The organism is Methylobacterium sp. HJ2 (assembly GCF_056431005.1).
In genome coordinates, this window is the sequence record NZ_JBWJYM010000011.1 from 48,911 (window position 1) to 66,084 (window position 17,174).

Annotated in this window: 14 protein-coding genes; 9 read left to right on the forward strand and 5 right to left on the reverse strand. The window is 61.1% G+C overall.

What is annotated here, in order from left to right; genetic code table 11:
• Positions 1–91: 91 nt before the first annotated feature.
• Positions 92–583 (forward strand): hypothetical protein, encoded by a 492-nt coding sequence (locus ACS5RC_RS22655; protein WP_478346182.1) that lies wholly within the window; start codon positions 92–94, stop codon positions 581–583.
• A gap of 80 nt (positions 584–663) precedes the next feature.
• Entirely contained in the window at positions 664–1,176 is a 513-nt protein-coding gene (locus ACS5RC_RS22660; protein WP_478346183.1) for a hypothetical protein, read from the forward strand.
• Positions 1,177–1,895: 719 nt separating this feature from the next.
• On the opposite strand, the gene ACS5RC_RS22665 is transcribed toward ACS5RC_RS22660, so the two are convergent.
• From ACS5RC_RS22665 to ACS5RC_RS22675, 3 genes are all read right to left on the reverse strand, one after another.
• Positions 1,896–2,264 carry a hypothetical protein gene (locus ACS5RC_RS22665; protein WP_478346184.1) on the reverse strand — a complete coding sequence of 123 codons (369 nt, stop codon included), beginning with the start codon at positions 2,262–2,264 and terminating at the stop codon, positions 1,896–1,898.
• A gap of 791 nt (positions 2,265–3,055) precedes the next feature.
• Positions 3,056–4,099 carry a hypothetical protein gene (locus ACS5RC_RS22670; protein WP_478346185.1) on the reverse strand — a complete coding sequence of 348 codons (1,044 nt, stop codon included), beginning with the start codon at positions 4,097–4,099 and terminating at the stop codon, positions 3,056–3,058.
• A gap of 963 nt (positions 4,100–5,062) precedes the next feature.
• Positions 5,063–5,296: a hypothetical protein gene (locus ACS5RC_RS22675; RefSeq protein WP_478346186.1), complete on the reverse strand. Its 234-nt coding sequence runs from the start codon at positions 5,294–5,296 to the stop codon at positions 5,063–5,065.
• An 820-nt stretch (positions 5,297–6,116) separates the two neighbouring features.
• Here ACS5RC_RS22675 and ACS5RC_RS22680 point away from each other — a divergent pair.
• Complete coding sequence (locus tag ACS5RC_RS22680) at positions 6,117–6,470, forward strand: hypothetical protein (protein WP_478346187.1); 354 nt, start codon at positions 6,117–6,119, stop codon at positions 6,468–6,470.
• 205 nt (positions 6,471–6,675) lie between these two features.
• Here ACS5RC_RS22680 and ACS5RC_RS22685 read toward each other — a convergent pair whose 3' ends face one another.
• Positions 6,676–8,325 carry an FG-GAP-like repeat-containing protein gene (locus ACS5RC_RS22685; protein WP_478346188.1) on the reverse strand — a complete coding sequence of 550 codons (1,650 nt, stop codon included), beginning with the start codon at positions 8,323–8,325 and terminating at the stop codon, positions 6,676–6,678.
• A gap of 1,199 nt (positions 8,326–9,524) precedes the next feature.
• Between ACS5RC_RS22685 and ACS5RC_RS22690 the strand changes: the two genes are divergently transcribed.
• The 6 genes from ACS5RC_RS22690 to ACS5RC_RS22715 all read left to right on the forward strand — a co-directional run bounded on the left by ACS5RC_RS22690 (position 9,525) and on the right by ACS5RC_RS22715 (position 15,950).
• Positions 9,525–9,956: a hypothetical protein gene (locus tag ACS5RC_RS22690; protein WP_478346189.1), complete on the forward strand. Its 432-nt coding sequence runs from the start codon at positions 9,525–9,527 to the stop codon at positions 9,954–9,956.
• A gap of 813 nt (positions 9,957–10,769) precedes the next feature.
• Positions 10,770–11,942: a tyrosine-type recombinase/integrase gene (locus tag ACS5RC_RS22695; protein ID WP_478346190.1), complete on the forward strand. Its 1,173-nt coding sequence runs from the start codon at positions 10,770–10,772 to the stop codon at positions 11,940–11,942.
• Positions 11,943–12,800: 858 nt separating this feature from the next.
• Positions 12,801–13,001: a helix-turn-helix domain-containing protein gene (locus ACS5RC_RS22700; protein WP_478346191.1), complete on the forward strand. Its 201-nt coding sequence runs from the start codon at positions 12,801–12,803 to the stop codon at positions 12,999–13,001.
• A 203-nt stretch (positions 13,002–13,204) separates the two neighbouring features.
• Positions 13,205–14,119: a hypothetical protein gene (locus ACS5RC_RS22705; RefSeq protein WP_478346192.1), complete on the forward strand. Its 915-nt coding sequence runs from the start codon at positions 13,205–13,207 to the stop codon at positions 14,117–14,119.
• The gene (locus ACS5RC_RS22710; protein WP_478346193.1) at positions 14,116–14,403 is read left to right on the forward strand and encodes a hypothetical protein; all 288 of its coding nucleotides are present in this window, start codon (positions 14,116–14,118) and stop codon (positions 14,401–14,403) included. Before ACS5RC_RS22705 ends, ACS5RC_RS22710 begins: the two co-directional genes overlap by 4 nt.
• Entirely contained in the window at positions 14,400–15,950 is a 1,551-nt protein-coding gene (locus ACS5RC_RS22715) for a YfjI family protein (protein WP_478346194.1), read from the forward strand. The genes ACS5RC_RS22710 and ACS5RC_RS22715 overlap by 4 nt, the downstream gene beginning before the upstream one ends.
• A gap of 156 nt (positions 15,951–16,106) precedes the next feature.
• Here the strand turns inward: ACS5RC_RS22715 and ACS5RC_RS22720 are convergent, their stop codons facing one another.
• A complete protein-coding gene (locus ACS5RC_RS22720; protein ID WP_478346195.1) occupies positions 16,107–16,370 on the reverse strand; it encodes a DUF2513 domain-containing protein in 264 nt (87 codons plus the stop codon).
• Positions 16,371–17,174: the final 804 nt, after the last annotated feature.

Below are 17,174 nucleotides of genomic sequence, written 5' to 3' on the forward strand. Positions count from 1 at the left end.
TACCTCTTAAACTTTAGAAGCGGTCCAGGCTTTTGGTAGATACAGAGCCCTACTCCGCTCCACGCAAACTACGATGCCGAGGGAGGCACGAGTGGAGCCTGCAAAAACATCTTCGCTATTCTACAACCTCGCCAAAAGCCTGGACAATGTAACCCCCATTGCCTCGCATCCTGCGTCCAATACCGGCGCCGATGCGGTACGCCCCTTCCCCTCCTACGTCGGCTCTGGCGAAGGCGGCGCAAAATCACCGACCTCGCCTCAGCAGTGGTCAGAACTGATCGATCGTGTGCGCGCAGCGGCACAGCATGTGCGCCAGACCGAAGCCGATGCTCACGAGCAGGAGGGGCGCGTTCAGGAGCTTCTGAACAGGGTTCGTCAGGACATCGCGCAAGCGGGTGAGCGGGTCAAAGCTGCCGAGGCGCGCGCGCAAGAGGCACAAACGCGCGCGGAGGCGGCGATCAAGGCGGCCGAGGCGCGGGCGGAAGCGGCCGAGAGGCGCGCTGCATCCGCAGAGGAGTGGCTGGTGCGCGTCCAAGACGCCATCACGCGCGAATTCACTCTGCCGTCTGATCCGCAGCTTTAGGTTCTGTCATGCCTCCGGTCATCAAGGCATCTCTCCGCCCGTTGGCACCCAACGCCCTCTCCTCCCTCCCGGATCGCGGCTTGCGTCTCGATGAATTGCTGCAGGCTGCGATGCGAGCCGACGCGGCGGAGGCCGCCGATGAGGCCAACGTCATTCCTCTGATCGCTCCTGCCGCTCCGGTGAGCGGCCAGGAAGAGCCAGACCCCGGCGCGGGCGAGTGGCCTCAGTTGGTTGAGCGCGTGCACGATTTCGGTGCCAGAGTCCGGCGCGCGAGCGAACTGGCGCGGGATCTGTCACATCGGGCGCAGGAGATGATCCAGCGCAGTGTCGCGGAAACGGAAGCCGCCGAAGAACGAGCGCGTCGCGCCGAGACATCGGCCCGGGAAGCCGGCCAGCTCGTTGAGCGGGCGCAAGCGCAGGTGCGCGCTGCGGAAGAACGGGCTCGCGTGGCGGAAGGCAAGGTCGAAGCCGCGCAAGCGAGCGAGGCCGACGCGCGCCTCTGGCTGAAACGGGTCTATCACGCCCTCCGGACCGAGTGCGCGAGCTTAGAGTTCGATAGCCTCGTCGATAGCGCGTCAAGCAATCCAGCTTGAGCCTCCGTGTTCGCAGGCATCTGCGGCCACAAGCTGCGGCCCGTCGCGTTCGCCGGGCCATCGCAGAGACCAACCCAGCGAGCTTGCGCAACGCTCGGAGCGCGATCCGATCAAGCTCAGCGTCCGCCGTGGCGATCGGTGTCGATCACCACAACTTGGCCGGTGACTGGATTGAGGATGGTGAGGAGAGCCATGATACGCTCCGAAGCGTTCGGCCCCTTGTGCAAACTTACCATCGTATCGGCTGAACCGGTTGGCGGTGCTACGGCGCACTCGGTCAACGGGTCTCCCAAAGCGGCCCAACCTGCTCAGGCGACAGCTTCGATAACCCGGGCTTCCTGCGGGCTCGGCCGGAGGCGGTGACGTGAGGACAATTCGGCGCTGTTCGCGTGCATGAGCCCACGAGCGGCAATTTATAACGCCTCCCTCGCTGCATTTTGATTTCGACAGCGGCAATTCGTTTGACATGCGTTGGGTCAACCGAAAGCGCAGGTTGCAATCGGTCAGTCCCGACGCTCCAGATATCTGCTCTGACGCCGTCCTCCAGCAAGCAATATGGTCGCCTCGGGTTGATCGTTGTTACGGGTGAACCACCAAATTCTTTCTTACGAGGGACAGACAATCGCGTCCGCCAATCAGGATAAATTATATGTCTTCTGTCCTACGAAATCTCTGTGTAGGGCCCTGCGCTAACAGCTCCTATTGTTGTTGATCGCAGCTCATGCTCCGTGCGTGCCGCTGGTGATCCGGTAGCGGATCGGCCTGCCAGCGATGGCACCTCCCAGGCCATCGCTGATCGGCAGAGGAAAGCAGCGCGCGATCGCCCCAAGGGCTGCCGCAACGAACGCTCTCTGGCTGCCCTCGTCACCGACCAGACGGGAATGGGTGATGCGCGGCTGGCCCTGCAGGCTGCCGTCGCGCTTCATCGTGAACAGCACCGTGACCTCGGACCCTGCGGCCTCGGACGGCAGCTTCGCCTTGCCGGTACAGGCTCCGATGGCGGCCCACATGCCCTGCAGCGTCTCGGCCGGCTCGGCGTGACCGGCGGAGCACGAAGCCAGCAGGAGCAGTGCCGTCAACCCGCGCATCAGCCCTCCGCGAAGCCGGGTTGTTAGAGGCCGGCATGACATCTGTCCGGTCATCACGACCGACCCGCACGCTCGATCTAGGGCGGTCATGCGCGGTCCGCCCCCCCGCTCGGTCCTCCCAGGCATCCGGACCAGCGTCGGCGGCGTCGATGATATCGCGGGGCGAGCCGACGGGGATTTCTACCCGGATCGGCTCGACCAGCCGCGCCAGAACGGCCAGCGCCACCTCGAACTGGATCGGAGCCGCGGCTGGCCGGATCGGCGACCCCGAAGAGCGAAGCCTTCGGGGTCGCGCAGTGGCTCTCCACCGACCGGCTCAAGGCTCGCGGGCACGCGCTGCGCCTGTCCTGTGTGCTAAAGCATCTGTGGTGTTGCGGCGGCTCGCAGTCGCCTGAGCCGACAGCGATCTCGCCCGACGCGGTGACGGCGCCGGCGGATCTCCTCCGCGCCTACTTCGTGCCGATGGCCGAGCGCGTGTTCGGCGACGCCTCGATCCCAGGTGCTGGGCACCAAAGGCGACACGGTGTCGTATTTGCCGCCCGCGACCCTCTATAAGCTCGCCGCCCCAGCCTCCCCCAAGTCGGTTCGGGATGAGATCGTCGGCCGACTGAAAGCCGCGCGCAGATCACCTCGCTCGACATCCGGTACCGGCTCAGGAAGCTAAGCGCGCGGTGGCCCAGGCCAAGATCTCGCCAGAGGAACGGAAGCGGCAGGCCAAAGCCAAGCGAGCGACCGACACCCGGCGCAGACGTGAACACGAGTCTTGAAAGTAGGAGCAGGATGCTCTCCGATCAATCGTTGAGGACGTAAGAGAATTTCAGCACAGAATGCGGGCTGCGCTCCGAATAACCGACAACATCACATCCTCGACGAATGGGTCCTGGCCCACTCAGCGTCAGCGTATACATGTGATTGGAATAGTGTCCTTTAACTCGATATGGCGCAGGAGGACAGCCATCCTTGAAGGCATATGCAATGCCTTGAACTTTACCAGAAAGCAGATTTCCTTTGAAAAGCACAGCGCCCGGCTTCACAGCGGATCGGATGGACGCTTTCGGCCTATTATAGATCAGTGCATCTTCGACTTGAACGACCTCACTGCCGTTGTGCATCCACGGGCGGCCACTCACTTCTCCAGCTCTGATAACCTGCTGATTGTCTGTGGCAGTGACAGCAACTGTGCGGACATTTGCATTTAGCGCTCTGGCTGCAGTCGGGGTGACACCAGGGCAGAGAGCTCTCCAGTTCTGATCTAGCGGATAGCCTTCGCTTGCCATTGCAAGCTCAACGATCCGCCGGTCGTCGGCTCGCCATTTGGAAATTTTATTCCCGTCGGAGGTTTCAGACCACTCTCCGATATATTCATATCGACCACCGCCCGCAAAGAAGAGAACGCCTGCTTTGCAGTCGGCGCTAGCGGTCACGACCTTCGGCAGGGTCTTGCTCCAATCCGCTACGCAGGATTCAACTTCTTTGATCTCAGTATGATACCCTTCGCACTGTTCACGCTTGGAGCTTGGAGTGAACTCTCCAATTGCTCTGGCGTCGTTCGTGCCGAGGCCCGACGATGTTGTCACCATTGCAAATGGTGTTCGAGTGGCTATTGCAAGTTCCAGCGCAGCGGCCTGAGCGCCGCCTGAGAGAGCAGAGATTGTGATCAGGATTACGGTGGCTTGCTTCATGAGGCGAAGATAACAAACGGCTATCGCGGCTATATGACCTCGATAGCTAAAATTGCGCAGATCTGCGTTCAAGCCAGCAGGGCGCGATCGCTTGGCCTTTACAAATGCTTTCTCGACCGAGGTGCCTCCTCCCGCCGCGAGTTGATCAATCAACCAAGCTGGCGGTGGCGCGACAGGACAGTGTACGAATAGTGCAACAAAACATAGCAAAGCACAGCAGTGAACGTCTGTGTGTGCCCATGGGAAAGACCGCCCCAACGCGCACCAAGAATTGCTCTATTTCTTTGAAATCGACGTAGGCACACCGTTTTGTTCATACAATGGGCGGGACAAGACAATGTCTGACGGACTTCGCCGAGATGCACTGCTGCGGGTGAAGGTTGAGACAGACCTCGCCTGCGCTGCAGAGACTGCAGCTCGCCGCCGCGGTCAGACCGTCTCCGAGTTCGTCCGCCATCCCCGCCGACACAGGGCGCTGAGCTTGACCATCGACCGACAGAGCACCTTCAAGAAAGTCGCCTTCTGGCGTCGGGTGCTCAACAAGCCAGAGCCGGATGCGGCAGAGAGCAAACTGACTTCGGCCGAGCGAGCCGCTGCTTGATCTGCTCGTGACCGCGAGGCTGAGGCCACCGGCACACCGACACGCTCGGCCGTCGAGCAGACCCGGCGCGATCTCGCCACGTCCGGCTCAGCCTTCACGGTGGGGGCCGAGCGCTATACCGCCGACGGCAGCCGCTGGCAGCGTGTGGCCTGACGACATGTGGAATGCGCGTTTCTCGCGGGGCGCGTGTTGAGAGCGATCCGGTCAGCCCGATAGCGAAAGGCCGCTGCGGGATGACGCCAGGGACCGTGGTACGGGTCACGTGCTGCGGTCCCCCTCAACCACGAGGGAGCCAGTATGTCTAATACGACGACCACCCTGACCGATGAGCCCGCGGCACCCGTCGTCGTCATCGTACCGGCCGATCCAGCCGATGCTCGTGGGATCGATGCGTCCATCTTTAGCAAGATCGATCCGCGCGAACTGCACGAGACAGCCGCCGAGGCAGAGGCCATCGGATCAGCGTGGCGGCCTAACCCGCAGGCAGCGCCGCCCCGTGACATCGCGATTAGAGCTCAATCGTCGTCGTCATCGTCCTCTTCATCGGGTCGCCGTATCTCACGACGTTCACGGCGGATCTCCCGACGCTCGATGCCAGGACGCACGTCGTCCCGTTCGATTACCTCTCGACCTCGTGGGCGCACTTCGACAGCGGGACCATCAGGACCGACGTCAATGCGCTGTGCAGATGCAGGCATTGCGGCAAGCAAGCCGAGCCCGAGCAGGGATGATGCCAGGATGGCTTTCATGGTCGTCTCCTCTGGCGGTTGCGAGGTCAACCGAGCCCAGAGAGCGACGTTCCTGCCTGCCAGCCGCTGCGAGACGGGCAGCCCCAGGGAGACGGGCAGCCGCGCGCCAAGCAGCCTGCAATGTTCAGCCGGGGTCCTGTCTAGGAATGCCGGCAGCCTCGGGTCCGTGCGAGTCCGAGACCTGTCCAGGTGCAGCCTTTCACAACCGCTTAATCGCACCTTTATGTATGCGACCCATGGCCATAACAACCAAAGCTGCATCGGCACACGAGCTAGGAATTACTCGGGCACGCGTATCGCAATACGTGAAAATGGAGCTACCAATATGTGCGGACGGTAAACTCAACCGGGATGCTGCGCTTAGCTGGATCTCGCGGACTCAGAGCAGCCAGACTTTCGAGGACGAGGGCGCTCACCGCGCGCAGGCTGTCCCAGCGCGAGAGGCTGAAGCCCAAGGCCGTCACCCGTCCCGCGCGGAAGCCGGAGACTGAGGCCGGCAGCGACACCCCTTTCGGCGAGAGCCCGTTCGCCCCGATCTCGCGGCTGTGTAGTCAGCGCGGTCTCTGGCTGCGGGCAGATGAGGACGGCACGTTGGTAGGCGGCACGCGACCGGGTGGCAATGCCATCATCTTCACGGAAGGCGACAACATCCTTGCGGCCAACAGCCTGCTTGAGATGCCGGGCGTCGAGGCGCTGATCATCAATTCGCAGCAGCCCGGCTCGGGCAGCCCGTTCGGGCGCAGGGCATCCGAGGCCCAGGCCAAGAGCACGCTGTCGGCCGGCATCCCGGGCGTCCAGCGCAAGGTGCTGGACGCCCGGGATGCCGCTGGATCAGAAGGGCACAGAGCTGAGCACGAACATGGAGGCGCAGGCGATCGAGTCAGCGCTGCTATGGCTCACACTGACCGACAAAGGCTGGCTCAAGCCGGACGGCAAGCTATGGGAGCTGACGGACCGGGTGACGGTGAAGAGCCCAGCTCTGTTCCCGACGAAAAGCGGCCAGATGAAGGTCCGGCTCTGGGGCTACACCGACAGCCAGAGTGAGGCTGGCACGGTGACGACGCTCGAGAGGGTCAACGAAGCCGCATTCGAGATCAAGTTTCCGGATGCCAAGGCCAACGACGGCTTCTTCAGCGGTGGGGCGACGCCCCCAAAGCTAGAGGCGGCGACGTGAAGGCTGCGCGATAGGACCTCGTGGCACATCGCTAAAAAAATCCAGCGCGTAGACGCTCAAGCCAATGGCATGAGCCCAGGAACGCCAATGTGTGGCCCGGCGAGGGTATGCGTGGGACGGCCACCCTTGTGGCGAGAGCCCGAGCCGCGCTCTGATCAGAGACATAAGCGCGGCTTCCCGATGGAGGCGATGCTGTCGCCTGTGCTCAGCCGACGATTCTGTAGTTGCCGGCATCGCCGATGAAGGCGCCAGCGGTGACCTGGGCGTTCCGGACCGTCCAGTCCACCAGCGTGGAGCCGCTCTGCAGCGCCAGATCCGCCGTGCCGTCCCCGTTGTAATCGCCTACCGCCGCCACCTTGTAGCCGCCCGCATCGCCCAGGATGGCTCCGTACGCGACCGCACCCGCGCCCGCACCCGCGCCGAGGATCCAGTCCACGACCATGGACCCGCTCTGCAGCACGACGTCCGACCTCCCGTCCCCGTTGAGATCGCCCACGCCCGCCACGGTGTAGCTGCCGGCATCGCCCAGGATGCGGCCCGCTGAAATCTGGCCTCCAGCCATCAGCCACTCGACGACGGTCGAGCCGCTCTGCAGCAGGATGTCGGCAGTGCCGTCGCCGTTGAAGTCACCGGTGCCCACCACCTTGTAGCTGCCGCTGTTGCCGATCAGCGCGCCGGTTTGGAGCTGGCTGTTCTGCATCGTCCAGTCGACGAGGTTGCCCGACGCATCCTGCAGCAGGACGTCAGATGTGCCATCGCCATTGAAGTCGCCGGCGCCGACGATGCCGTAGCCGCTAGCTGCGCCGATGAGCGCGCCGGCGGCGACCTGACCGTTCTGCATCCGCCAAGTGGCGACGTAGCCGTTGCTCGGGTCCTGGAACAGGATGTCGGCGGTGCCGTCGCCGTCGAAGTCGCCCGATGCCAAGGCCGTATAGCTGCTGCTGTTGCCGATTAGTGCACCGGCCGAGAGATGCCCGTTCTGCATCGTCCAGTCGACAACGCCACTACCAGACTGAAGCAGGATGTCGGAAGTTCTATCGTCGTTAAAATCGTTATAATCGTATGACTGCTTAGTAACGAGTGCAGTAAAAGAGTTAGTAATATTAGAGCCGTTATAGTAGGAGCCGCCAATAACTTCGCTATTAGTGATCCCAGATATCCAAGTAACTCCGGAGTTAGGAAAATCAACGGTTGTAAATTTTCCATTTTTAACTACAAATCCATGACGCCTTCCTTTTGTGTCGTCGTATTCGCCTACAATATCTCCCTGATCATTGACGCCCTTCAAGTAAGTATTAGTTGCATTGGGAAAATCGATTGATGCGTATATTCCTGACTGAAATGTGAAACCATGCGTAGTGGTTCCATTGGAATAATACCCAACCACTTCATTTGAAATGTTTACCCCAGTAGCAACGGTGGTCTTAGTTCCTGAGGCAGGATAGGCAAAAGTCGAGTAAGTACCATCCTGCTGATATAAAAATCCATAACTCGAACCGGCAGAGCTTGTTGTTCCGACGATGCTCCCATTGTCGTTTATGTCAACAACATCAAGTCCAATACCTTTTTCGAAGGTCTTAAGAACTGAGAAAACACCAGAACTTGTCTTGGTAACCAGTTTTAGCAACCCATCTTCACCATAGGATACACTTGCGGTAGTCAATGTGTCATTTATAGTGGTAAAATTTATTGGATAAGATTCGGTGACATCTGAAAATATTCCGCCGCTATATAACAATGATCTGTAAATTGAACGTTGTGACGATTTTATAACAACAATGCCTTGAGCTGTCACGTCGGTAGCAACTGCAGACTGCTCTCCTCCAAGAGTTATATTCGTAAATATCAAGGCCATCGATATTTCTCCCCACCTGTGAAAATAGGTCCGCTTGGCAGAAATTGCATGGAACTTAGGTCGCTTCAAAGCTTCGACTGTGGTTGCCCTGCGCCGTTTATATAACCATCTGAAGTGACATTTTGTGTGCTCATGGACACACTATGAGAACATTAGCGATTCCTGATACCATGGAGATTCCGTCATAGGGTCTGGCAACGTGTCACCACTGCTGCTCTGTCAGGATAATAGTCAATCGTCCCACTGTTGCGTTGCGAACGCCGGCGCACCTTCTACCAGCCCAGGCTTCTCACCGGCTCGGCCGGTGCCGTAAGCTTATCAAGGCAAAAGCAGATCAAAATTCGATCCGCTCAGCTGCCTTCCTGAACGCGGGCGATGGATGACCAATCCATGTCGTGGTGCCATTTTCATATAGACGATCCCACACTTGTTCGCCATTCGGTGGGAATATGGCTTACAACTTGTAGTCTAGACAGTCGTTGGTCTTGCGAATATCAGCCGAGTGGTAATTTTCGTCGTCCGCCTTGATATTCCTAGAAAGTTGAGAGGGCCCATCAAGTGTGCAGCTATACGCGATGACCCATTTTGGTATTGCCGGACTGTTTATGAGCATCGCATTGTAGACGCGCTTATGATCCGGTCGACGCAGCAAATCGAATCGGTAGAGATCCGTGGCGGACGCCTGTCCGGCAGTAGCGACAAAAACGAGGGCGGCCAGGGCTTTGCGCATCCTGCCAGGATAGCCTCTGGGAAAGCGAGGTCGAGGCACGGCTTGTTCCCGCCTGCAACGCACCGACGTTCCTGTATCGATCTGTGACGGGCGGCCATATCCGCGCAGAGATCGGCAGACCCCGGTTTCGACCGAAGATAGCTCCGGGTACTCCTGTTTGCGGTAAGGGCCTCCCCGTTTTTCGGCGAGGCATCTCGGCAGCCCACGATCAATGTGAATCTGTTGTTGGAGACCTTACCATGTCGAAGTAGCCGATTCTGATCTCGTCGTTCTACGAGTCCGCAATAGGCGGCCACGCTCTAGGAGATCTCCGCGACGCGCTCCTGGCGGCTATGGAGGACTTGAGATTCCGGCGGCCTGGGGTGCCTAAGCCACCTGCCGAGGTGCGGGATCGCGTCCAGCAGGAGGCGGCGGCGCGGGCACCTGTCGTGCTCAGCACGGTTGGCTGCGAATGGCGGGAGACGCGCCGATGAGCGCGCCCGCCAGTCGTCGAGGGCTCCTCCTCGGCCTCGCCGCGCTCCCGGTCACGCTCGGCGCTGCAGCCCCGTCAGCGCCGTCGCCCAAGCTGCTCCGGCTGATTGCCAAGCACGACGCTATGAACGCTCGTCTGAACGCGGACGATGGTGTCGGAGGCTACGACGCCGACTTGATGCGTGCCTGCGCTGCGCCGTGGGCGCGCGTAGCGGCATCCCCGTCGGCCGGGCTGCCCGACATCCTGGCCAAGGCGGCCTGCCTCTCACGGCTCTTCCCCTCGGAGGATCTTGAGACGGAGGTGCAGGGGAAGATTGCGACCGGCTACGTCTATCTGGACGACATGCTGGCAGCGATGGCCGTCGAGCTGATGCGGTATGGGGAGGGCTCGCCATGCGCCTGCTTCGTGCCCTGCATCAGCTCTGGCTGATCCGAGCCGCCCGGCTGGATCTGCGCCGCGCCAACCGCCTGATGCGGCGTGCCGCGGATCGGGTGGCGAGGATACCCTTATCGGTAAACCGTGCAGCCGTTGGCGTCGCCGAGTGGCAGGAACTCACAGCTGGTGATTGGCCCAACAGCGCCGGCTTCCATGACCGCAGCCTTACTGACCGGCGGTGACGTCAGCATGGTCATACCGAACGCCACGGCAGCGACGGTGAAGGCCATCGCGAACCGGGTGAGACTGCGCCGGAGGGCGGGGACCAAGACTGCGGACATTCTGTCCTCCCTTATGGCGCAGGTGATGCGCCGGGGCTGACGCTACGTCCGGCCGATGCGCCCCCGCATCTTCTGAATGGAGGACCACCACGCACCTTGTGGAGCGGCAAATCTGCACTTCGGGCGTGCTGGCCGCCAAGAGAGGCCAAGGACGCAGAAATTCTCCGTGCTGAAATATTGAGCAAAGCCGTCTTTGCTGACTGGAGGACGAGCCGCAAACCCAAGCGCAACCTCTGGTGCTGTTACCCCGAGCGTTACCCCGGCGGTTACGCTCGTTCCCCTGAAAACCTGCTCAGTGCTGGTGCGGACGGCGGGACTCGAACCCGCACGGCCTTGCGGCCGCAAGATTTTAAGTCTGGCGGAAACAGGTGCTCAGACATGCACGGGGTTGCCCGCCGTTGCACAAGACCCTGAGCTAACACCGAATTTCGATCCGCGGCTTGCATCGGCTGTCGCCAAGTTGCAGCTTCGGTGCCGACACGGTGCCGACATGGATGCTGTGTCGGCACGAGGCGGGGCTGACGCGATGGCGAGGATCACGAAGCGTTTCGTGGATGCTCTCGGCGAAGAGGACGCCGGGCGGATCCAACGTGACGACGATCTCCACGGCTTCGCGGTACGGAGGAACGCGGACGGCTCTCGGACCTATCTGGTGGAGTACCGCGCAGGCCGGGGGCGGTCCTACCCAACTCGCAGGATCTCACTCGGACGGCATGGAGCGCTCACTGCAGACGACGCTCGTCGGAACGCGAAGCAGATCCTAGCTCGGGTTGCGAGCGGCGAAGACCCGGCGGCGGCCCGCTCCCTTCACCGGAAGGAGCCGACCGTCCGGGATGCCCTGATCACTGCTCTCGATCAGCACTGGCGCCCCAAGCGGCGCGCGAGCACCGCCAAGGTGTTCGAAGAGATGATCAACCGGACTTTGATCCCGCAGTTTGGCGCGACCCGACTGAGCGACCTCACCCGAACAGAGATCCGCAGTTGGCACGCCCAGCAGCGGCATCGTCCGCGAGCGGCGAACCACGAGCTGGCCGTGTTGCGCAAGGCGCTCTCACTGGCGGTGTCGGACGAGCTGATCTCCGACAATCCTGCGCGCGGTATCCCGCTCCATCATGAAGAGGAACGTGACCGCGTGCCGACCGACGCGGAGTTGAGGGCAATCTGGAATGAGTTGTCTGCGCCTAAGATCCGCTTAGAGGCGGCGACGCTAATCAAGATGTTGATCCTCACCGGCTGTCGCGTCGGCGAGTGGCAGAACGCGCGCTGGTCTGACGTTGATCTTTCCGCTGGCCTATTGAGCCTGCGGGCGTTGTCCACGAAGGCTGGAGCAAGGCACGTCCACCTCTCGGGTCCAGCGGTCCAATTGCTGGCGGTCCTCCCTCGCCGATCCGACTTCATCCTGTGTAATGACCTCGGGAACGGCCCGATCACGAAGGACGTCATCCGCCGGACCTGGGAAGGCGTTCGCGAGCGCGCCGGCGCGCCTGACCTACGCCTTCATGACCTGCGGCATGGCTTTGCTACGCGCGGCGCGGCGCTTGGGGCCAATGCTCTAGTTCTCCGGGACGCGCTCGGTCACAAGACGCTCGCGATGACGGGCCGGTATGTATCGCGGCAGAATGCGCCGGTACGACTTCTGTCGGAGCAGATCAGCCAAGAACTCTTCGCGATGCTCGCGTTAAGTGGGACAAAGTCGTGACTTCGGATGAAGAAGCTTCCCGTTGTGTGGAGTCTATTTCAGACGATGCGCCTGCTGCGATAGTGATTTTGCAGCTAGGCATTCCGAAACTGCCGGACGACAAGCTAATATTTGAGGCTGCGTCACAACATCGAGATATTAGGCATAGGCAGGTAACAAGCCTTCTGCAGAGTATAAATCGCGCGGGATTGGATGAAGACCACTTAATTCGACTTAGCTCACTCGTTCATCTGTCTTGTGAATGGGCGTGGCACTATCGTCAAAGCCGAAAGACCAGCATTGTAAAGACAAAATCAGGCAGGCTCATCCGTTCGCGTTATCGTAGCTCATCATCTGGTCGCGACCTCAGACGCCTTGCTGAAGTAAGTCGCAGACATGACAAATTAGCCCTCGCAAGGGCAATAGTGGATCTTAGTCCGCATACATTTAGCGAACTTCGGCTTGCAGCTAAAAAACTGGGAATTTCGTTCGTAGGTCCTGCTTCCCTATTGTGCCGCGAGTGCATCTTAAGAGCTTCGACTCTCGCTCTCGCAGAGCTTAATACTGGACGGCCTCAACTGAGAGAGATGAATAGGGCTGCCCGTGCGGTGAAGCTCGCGTATCAGACCGTCACGGGCAGGACCGGATCAGGACGAGGCACGACGTCAACCGCTACCGCTGCGTCGGGCAGACCGACCGGAGAACTTCATAGCCTCTTACTGCGCGTCAGTTCGCTCTACGACATTAGGCTTGTGACGCTGGCATCTGACGACCGGCTGCGAAAGCCGCGAAAAGGGTGAAATCGGCAGTAAATCCCATGTTTAGATAAACTGCGACAAGGCTGAACATGCTGGAGCACCTCAACGGGAGCCCGAGCAAATGTCAGCAAAAAGCGTGGAAGAGGCGGCGCTGTACCTACGCGTCAGCCAGTCTTTCCTGAACCATTCGCGCGTTCGCGGTGACGGACCAACTTTTTATAAGATTGGCCGACGCGTTCTATACGAGACTTCCGACCTTGACCTCTGGAAGACGGCTCGACGCTGCCGCTCCACCTCCGAATACAATCGGGAGGCTGCATAAGCCATGAACCAAGAAACCCGCGCACAGCGCGGGCTGCGGCGGGTTCCGAATGATGTCGTCTTGGCGGTCGACACATACGGAAATACGCCAGCCCATGCGCTTCGACAAGACCTGATTGCTCGCCGGTTCGGCCTCTCACCGCTTCACGCGGCGCTGGTTGCCGAGTTGGCCTACCCAGTCACGGATAGCTGGCGGGGGCGCCTATGAGTGCCTCCCACAACGTCGCGCCAACTTATCCAGCATGCCAAATAAAACGGTTTCGCCGGACCAAGGCCGCCATCGGCGACCTCAAGGCGGCCGTCTACCGGATCGTCGAGGCCGAGCGGCCGATGACGGTTCGGCAGGTCTTCTACCAACTCGTCAACCGTGACCTCATCGAGAAGAGCGAGGTCGAGTATCAGCAGACGGTAGTTCGCCTGCTGACCTCCATGCGCATGGCCGGCGAACTGCCGTTCGGCTGGATCGTGGATCACAGCCGCGCGCGCCGGGTGACGCGGACCTACACCACGATGGCCGAGGCGGTGCAGGACACCGCCACGTTCTACCGCAAGAGCGCGTTGCGCGAGTCAGCCGCCTACATTGAGATCTGGGTCGAGAAGGACGCGCTGTCGGGCATCATGTGGGATGTCACGTCAGAGTACGACGTGCCGCTGCTGTCCTCGAAGGGCATGCCCTCTCTCACCTTCCTACACTCGACGGCCGAGCAGATGCGGTTCGAGTGGAGGATCCGGGATCGCCCGAGCTACATCTACCAGTTCGGCGACCACGACCCGACCGGCGCTCTGATCCCGCGCACCATTGAGGCGCGGCTGAGGGAGTTCTGCCCCGAGATCCCGTTCACGGTCGAGCGGGTTTCCCTCACCGAAGATCAGATCGCGCAGTACCGCTTGCCGACGCGGCCGACCAAGCGCGAGGGCAACCGGCACGCCCAGGGTTTCGCAGGCGAGAGCGTCGAGTTGGACGCCCTCGCGCCTCGAACCCTCAAGGCGATGGTTCGGGAAGCCATTGAGCGGCACATCACGCCGGAAACACTTACGGCGCTCAGGGCCGCAGAGGAGTCGGAGCGCGACCTGCTGCGGGCCTGGGGCGAACAGTTCAATGGGGGAGATGCCGAATGAGCACTCCCGACAAGGATCTGCCGGCCTACGGCACGCCGCAGGTCTACCGCGACGAGATCGGCGACATCCTGGCCCGAGCCGAAGTCTATGCCCGCCTGAGTCAGGGCTACGTCGACGTATCCGACGACGCCGGCCTTGATCACGCCTGCCGCTGCCTTGCTGCCTGCGTGCGCTCGGCCCTGTCGCTCCTTGGCGACCTCAAACAGATGAAACGCGATCAGGCTGCCCGCCAAGCAGCCTCGTCACCCCGCCCTGCATCAGAATTCGCGGAGGTGCGCCGATGAGAGCCGACCCATTTGCAGTCGAGCTAGACCGCCTCGGTCCACCTGATGCCGACGACGATCGCTGGGGTGGCGATCATCACCGTGACGACCAGGAGGCGCAGCATCAGACCGGGCCGGAGCGCTTGCCGCTCTTCCCGCCGCTGCCGCCAGCCGCGCCGTATCCGATCAGTGCCCTTGGCCCGATCCTCGGCGAGGCCGCGTGTGCCATCGCCCGAAAGGTTCAGGCGCCGCCCGCGATGGCCGCGCAGTCGGTCCTGGCCGCCGCAAGCCTCGCGGCCCAGGCCCACGCTGATGTCAGAATGCCCTACGGCCAGCGCCGGCCGCTAAGCCTGTACTTCGTCAGCAGCGCGTCCTCCGGCGACCGGAAGAGCACGACGGACAACGAGGCGTTGTGGCCGGTCTCGCGTCGCGAGGACGCGCTTCAGGAGATGCATGGTCACGATCACCACGAATGGCTGATCACCTACGCGGCGTGGTCGGCGGAGAAGAAGAAGATCGAGGGCGACCGCAAGCTCGGGTTCGAGGATCGCAAGGTGCAACTCACCACGCTCGGGCCGGAGCCGCAGGCGCCAATCAGACCGGTGCTCACCTCCGCCGAGCCGACGTTCGAGGGGCTGGTGAAAAGCTGGCCCAGCATGCCGCCCGCGCTCGGCGTATTCACGGCCGAGGGCGGCCAATTCACGGGCGGACACGGTATGGCGCAGGAGAACCGCCTGCGCACCGCCGCCGGGTTCTCCGTTCTTTGGGACGGCAAGCCGGTAACACGGGTGCGGGCGCTCGACGGCGTGTCGATCCTGAAAGGACGCCGCCTCGCCATGCACCTGATGGTGCAGCCCGAGGCGGCGGCAGCGTTTCTGTCCGATCCGGTGTTGCGGGATCAGGGATTGCTCTCGCGGATCCTTGTGGCCGCGCCGGACAGCATCGCTGGCACGCGCTTATTCCGGGTCGCGACCGCTGCCGACGCCGAGCAGATCCGCCGCTACCACGCTCGGATGCTGACTCTTCTGGAGGGCTGGCCGCAGATCGCTGACCGTATGCAGGGCCTGCAACCTCGTGAGATGCCTATCGGCGCAGCCGCCGAGCAGCGCTGGCGAGATTTCTACAATTGGATCGAGGAGCGCTGCAGCCCGGATGGCGATCTGCGGCCGATCCGGGATTTCGCGGCCAAGGCCGCCGAACATGCGGCCCGGATCGCGGGTGTCCTAGCCATCGTCGAGGACGAGCACGCTGCGGAGATTTCGGCGGCGGTGATGACCTCGGCCATCCTGTTGACGACGTGGTACGTCGACGAGGCCCTCCGTCTACACGGTGCAAGCCGTACCGATCCGAAGCTGCTCCAGGCTCAAGCGCTGCTGACTTGGATGCGCAGTCAGCCCGACGGCACCTGTCAGCTTCGCGACGTTCTGCGCCTCGGACCGAGCGCGACCCGGACCAAGAAGGACGCGGAGGCCGTTCTCGAGATTTTGAAGGCTCACGGCTGGGTTGAGGAGATCAGTGCGCGTCCGCGGACCTTCCGAGCCCATCCTGAGGAGATGGGGCATGGCTGAACCCAAAAGCGTAGATTTCACGGTGCCCGTTGCGACAGTTGCGACATCCGCGACAATTCCCGGTCTGATCGGCCGAACCGTCGCAAATGTCGCGAGTGTCGCAAGGGAGGACTGGATTTTCGGATTTTCGGAGGAGCAGGTCGCCCTCAGGACAAACTAGCCGGGCGCTGAGCGTATCGCATTGAGGAAGTCGAGACCTTTGTCTGTCAATCCTCCAATAGTGTAGACAGCCGATCCAGGCTCGGACTCTACTTTGATCAGCTCGTTTCTGTTGAAAAGATCAAGATAGTAGTACGATATCCGTGCTCGCTCAAGTTTGATCTCAGTTTCTTGGTCCATACGCTGCCCGGTGTCGGGCCAATCTGGCAACTTCCCGGCCTCAATCATCAGCAACAGCTCACGGATGAAGTCCATGTCCATGCGCCGTGTCCCCCGCGAACGACCGTGCTTACCATAGACAGACGTTGGCGTGACCTGCTGCATAGTTCGGCACTTCCTCGGCGATGTTCGAGACACGCAATAGCGGCCTCGAATGGCGGGACGGACATCCGGATAGGCGACGGATGGGATCACTGCGGGCCGCAGGCATCGTCGGTCGCTTTCACCGGCAATGTTGTGGGGATCCTCTAGCTGACCCTTCTGCGCAGTTGATGCAGCTGCCGTGATATGACCTAAGCAGTTTGTACCGAGGTGGGGGTGCCGCAGTCCTGTTGATTGAGGGACGACGATGAGAGCTGCCGCGATAGCATTCGTAATTTTGGGTGCCAGCCCTCTGCATGCTCAATCGCGCCGCCCCATGCTGTGCGTCGAGGATATCTCCTTCGGCTTGGAGGTTGCACCGGATGCGAACGGTGCAAAACCAAAGACTTACCGAGGGCAGTCGTTCACGATCACCGCTAGCGGCGGTTTCCTGACGATGATATCCGCCGGACGATCAGATTATTACGAGTGCTCAGCCGCTAATCCTCGGTTGAATGAAGGACGGCCGCGAAATTCAATCAAGTGTCAAAATGGGATTTATTTTTTTACGCTGGACCTAAATCAGCATCATTTCGTCCGGGCACAATTGAACCCTGAAGATCAGGCCGAGGTTCGCGTGAGCGCCGGAGCGTGCAAGCCCATTTAATCTGCTGACTGATCTTCTGAAGCGATCAATCTAGAACAACGAGCCAAGTGGCATAACCGGCAATGGTTATCAGCGTCGCCACCAGTAGCAGGCGGTAG

Coding starts and splice junctions, on each gene's coding strand:
- ACS5RC_RS22705 (WP_478346192.1), top strand. CDS start 13,205: ATGAGTGCCTCCCACAACGTCGCGCCAACTTATCCAGCATGCCAAATA.
- ACS5RC_RS22720 (WP_478346195.1), bottom strand. CDS start 16,370: ATGGACATGGACTTCATCCGTGAGCTGTTGCTGATGATTGAGGCCGGG.
- ACS5RC_RS22675 (WP_478346186.1), bottom strand. CDS start 5,296: ATGAAAGCCATCCTGGCATCATCCCTGCTCGGGCTCGGCTTGCTTGCC.
- ACS5RC_RS22680 (WP_478346187.1), top strand. CDS start 6,117: ATGCCGCTGGATCAGAAGGGCACAGAGCTGAGCACGAACATGGAGGCG.
- ACS5RC_RS22700 (WP_478346191.1), top strand. CDS start 12,801: ATGTCAGCAAAAAGCGTGGAAGAGGCGGCGCTGTACCTACGCGTCAGC.
- ACS5RC_RS22685 (WP_478346188.1), bottom strand. CDS start 8,325: ATGGCCTTGATATTTACGAATATAACTCTTGGAGGAGAGCAGTCTGCA.
- ACS5RC_RS22715 (WP_478346194.1), top strand. CDS start 14,400: ATGAGAGCCGACCCATTTGCAGTCGAGCTAGACCGCCTCGGTCCACCT.
- ACS5RC_RS22710 (WP_478346193.1), top strand. CDS start 14,116: ATGAGCACTCCCGACAAGGATCTGCCGGCCTACGGCACGCCGCAGGTC.
- ACS5RC_RS22665 (WP_478346184.1), bottom strand. CDS start 2,264: ATGCGCGGGTTGACGGCACTGCTCCTGCTGGCTTCGTGCTCCGCCGGT.
- ACS5RC_RS22690 (WP_478346189.1), top strand. CDS start 9,525: ATGAGCGCGCCCGCCAGTCGTCGAGGGCTCCTCCTCGGCCTCGCCGCG.
- ACS5RC_RS22695 (WP_478346190.1), top strand. CDS start 10,770: ATGGCGAGGATCACGAAGCGTTTCGTGGATGCTCTCGGCGAAGAGGAC.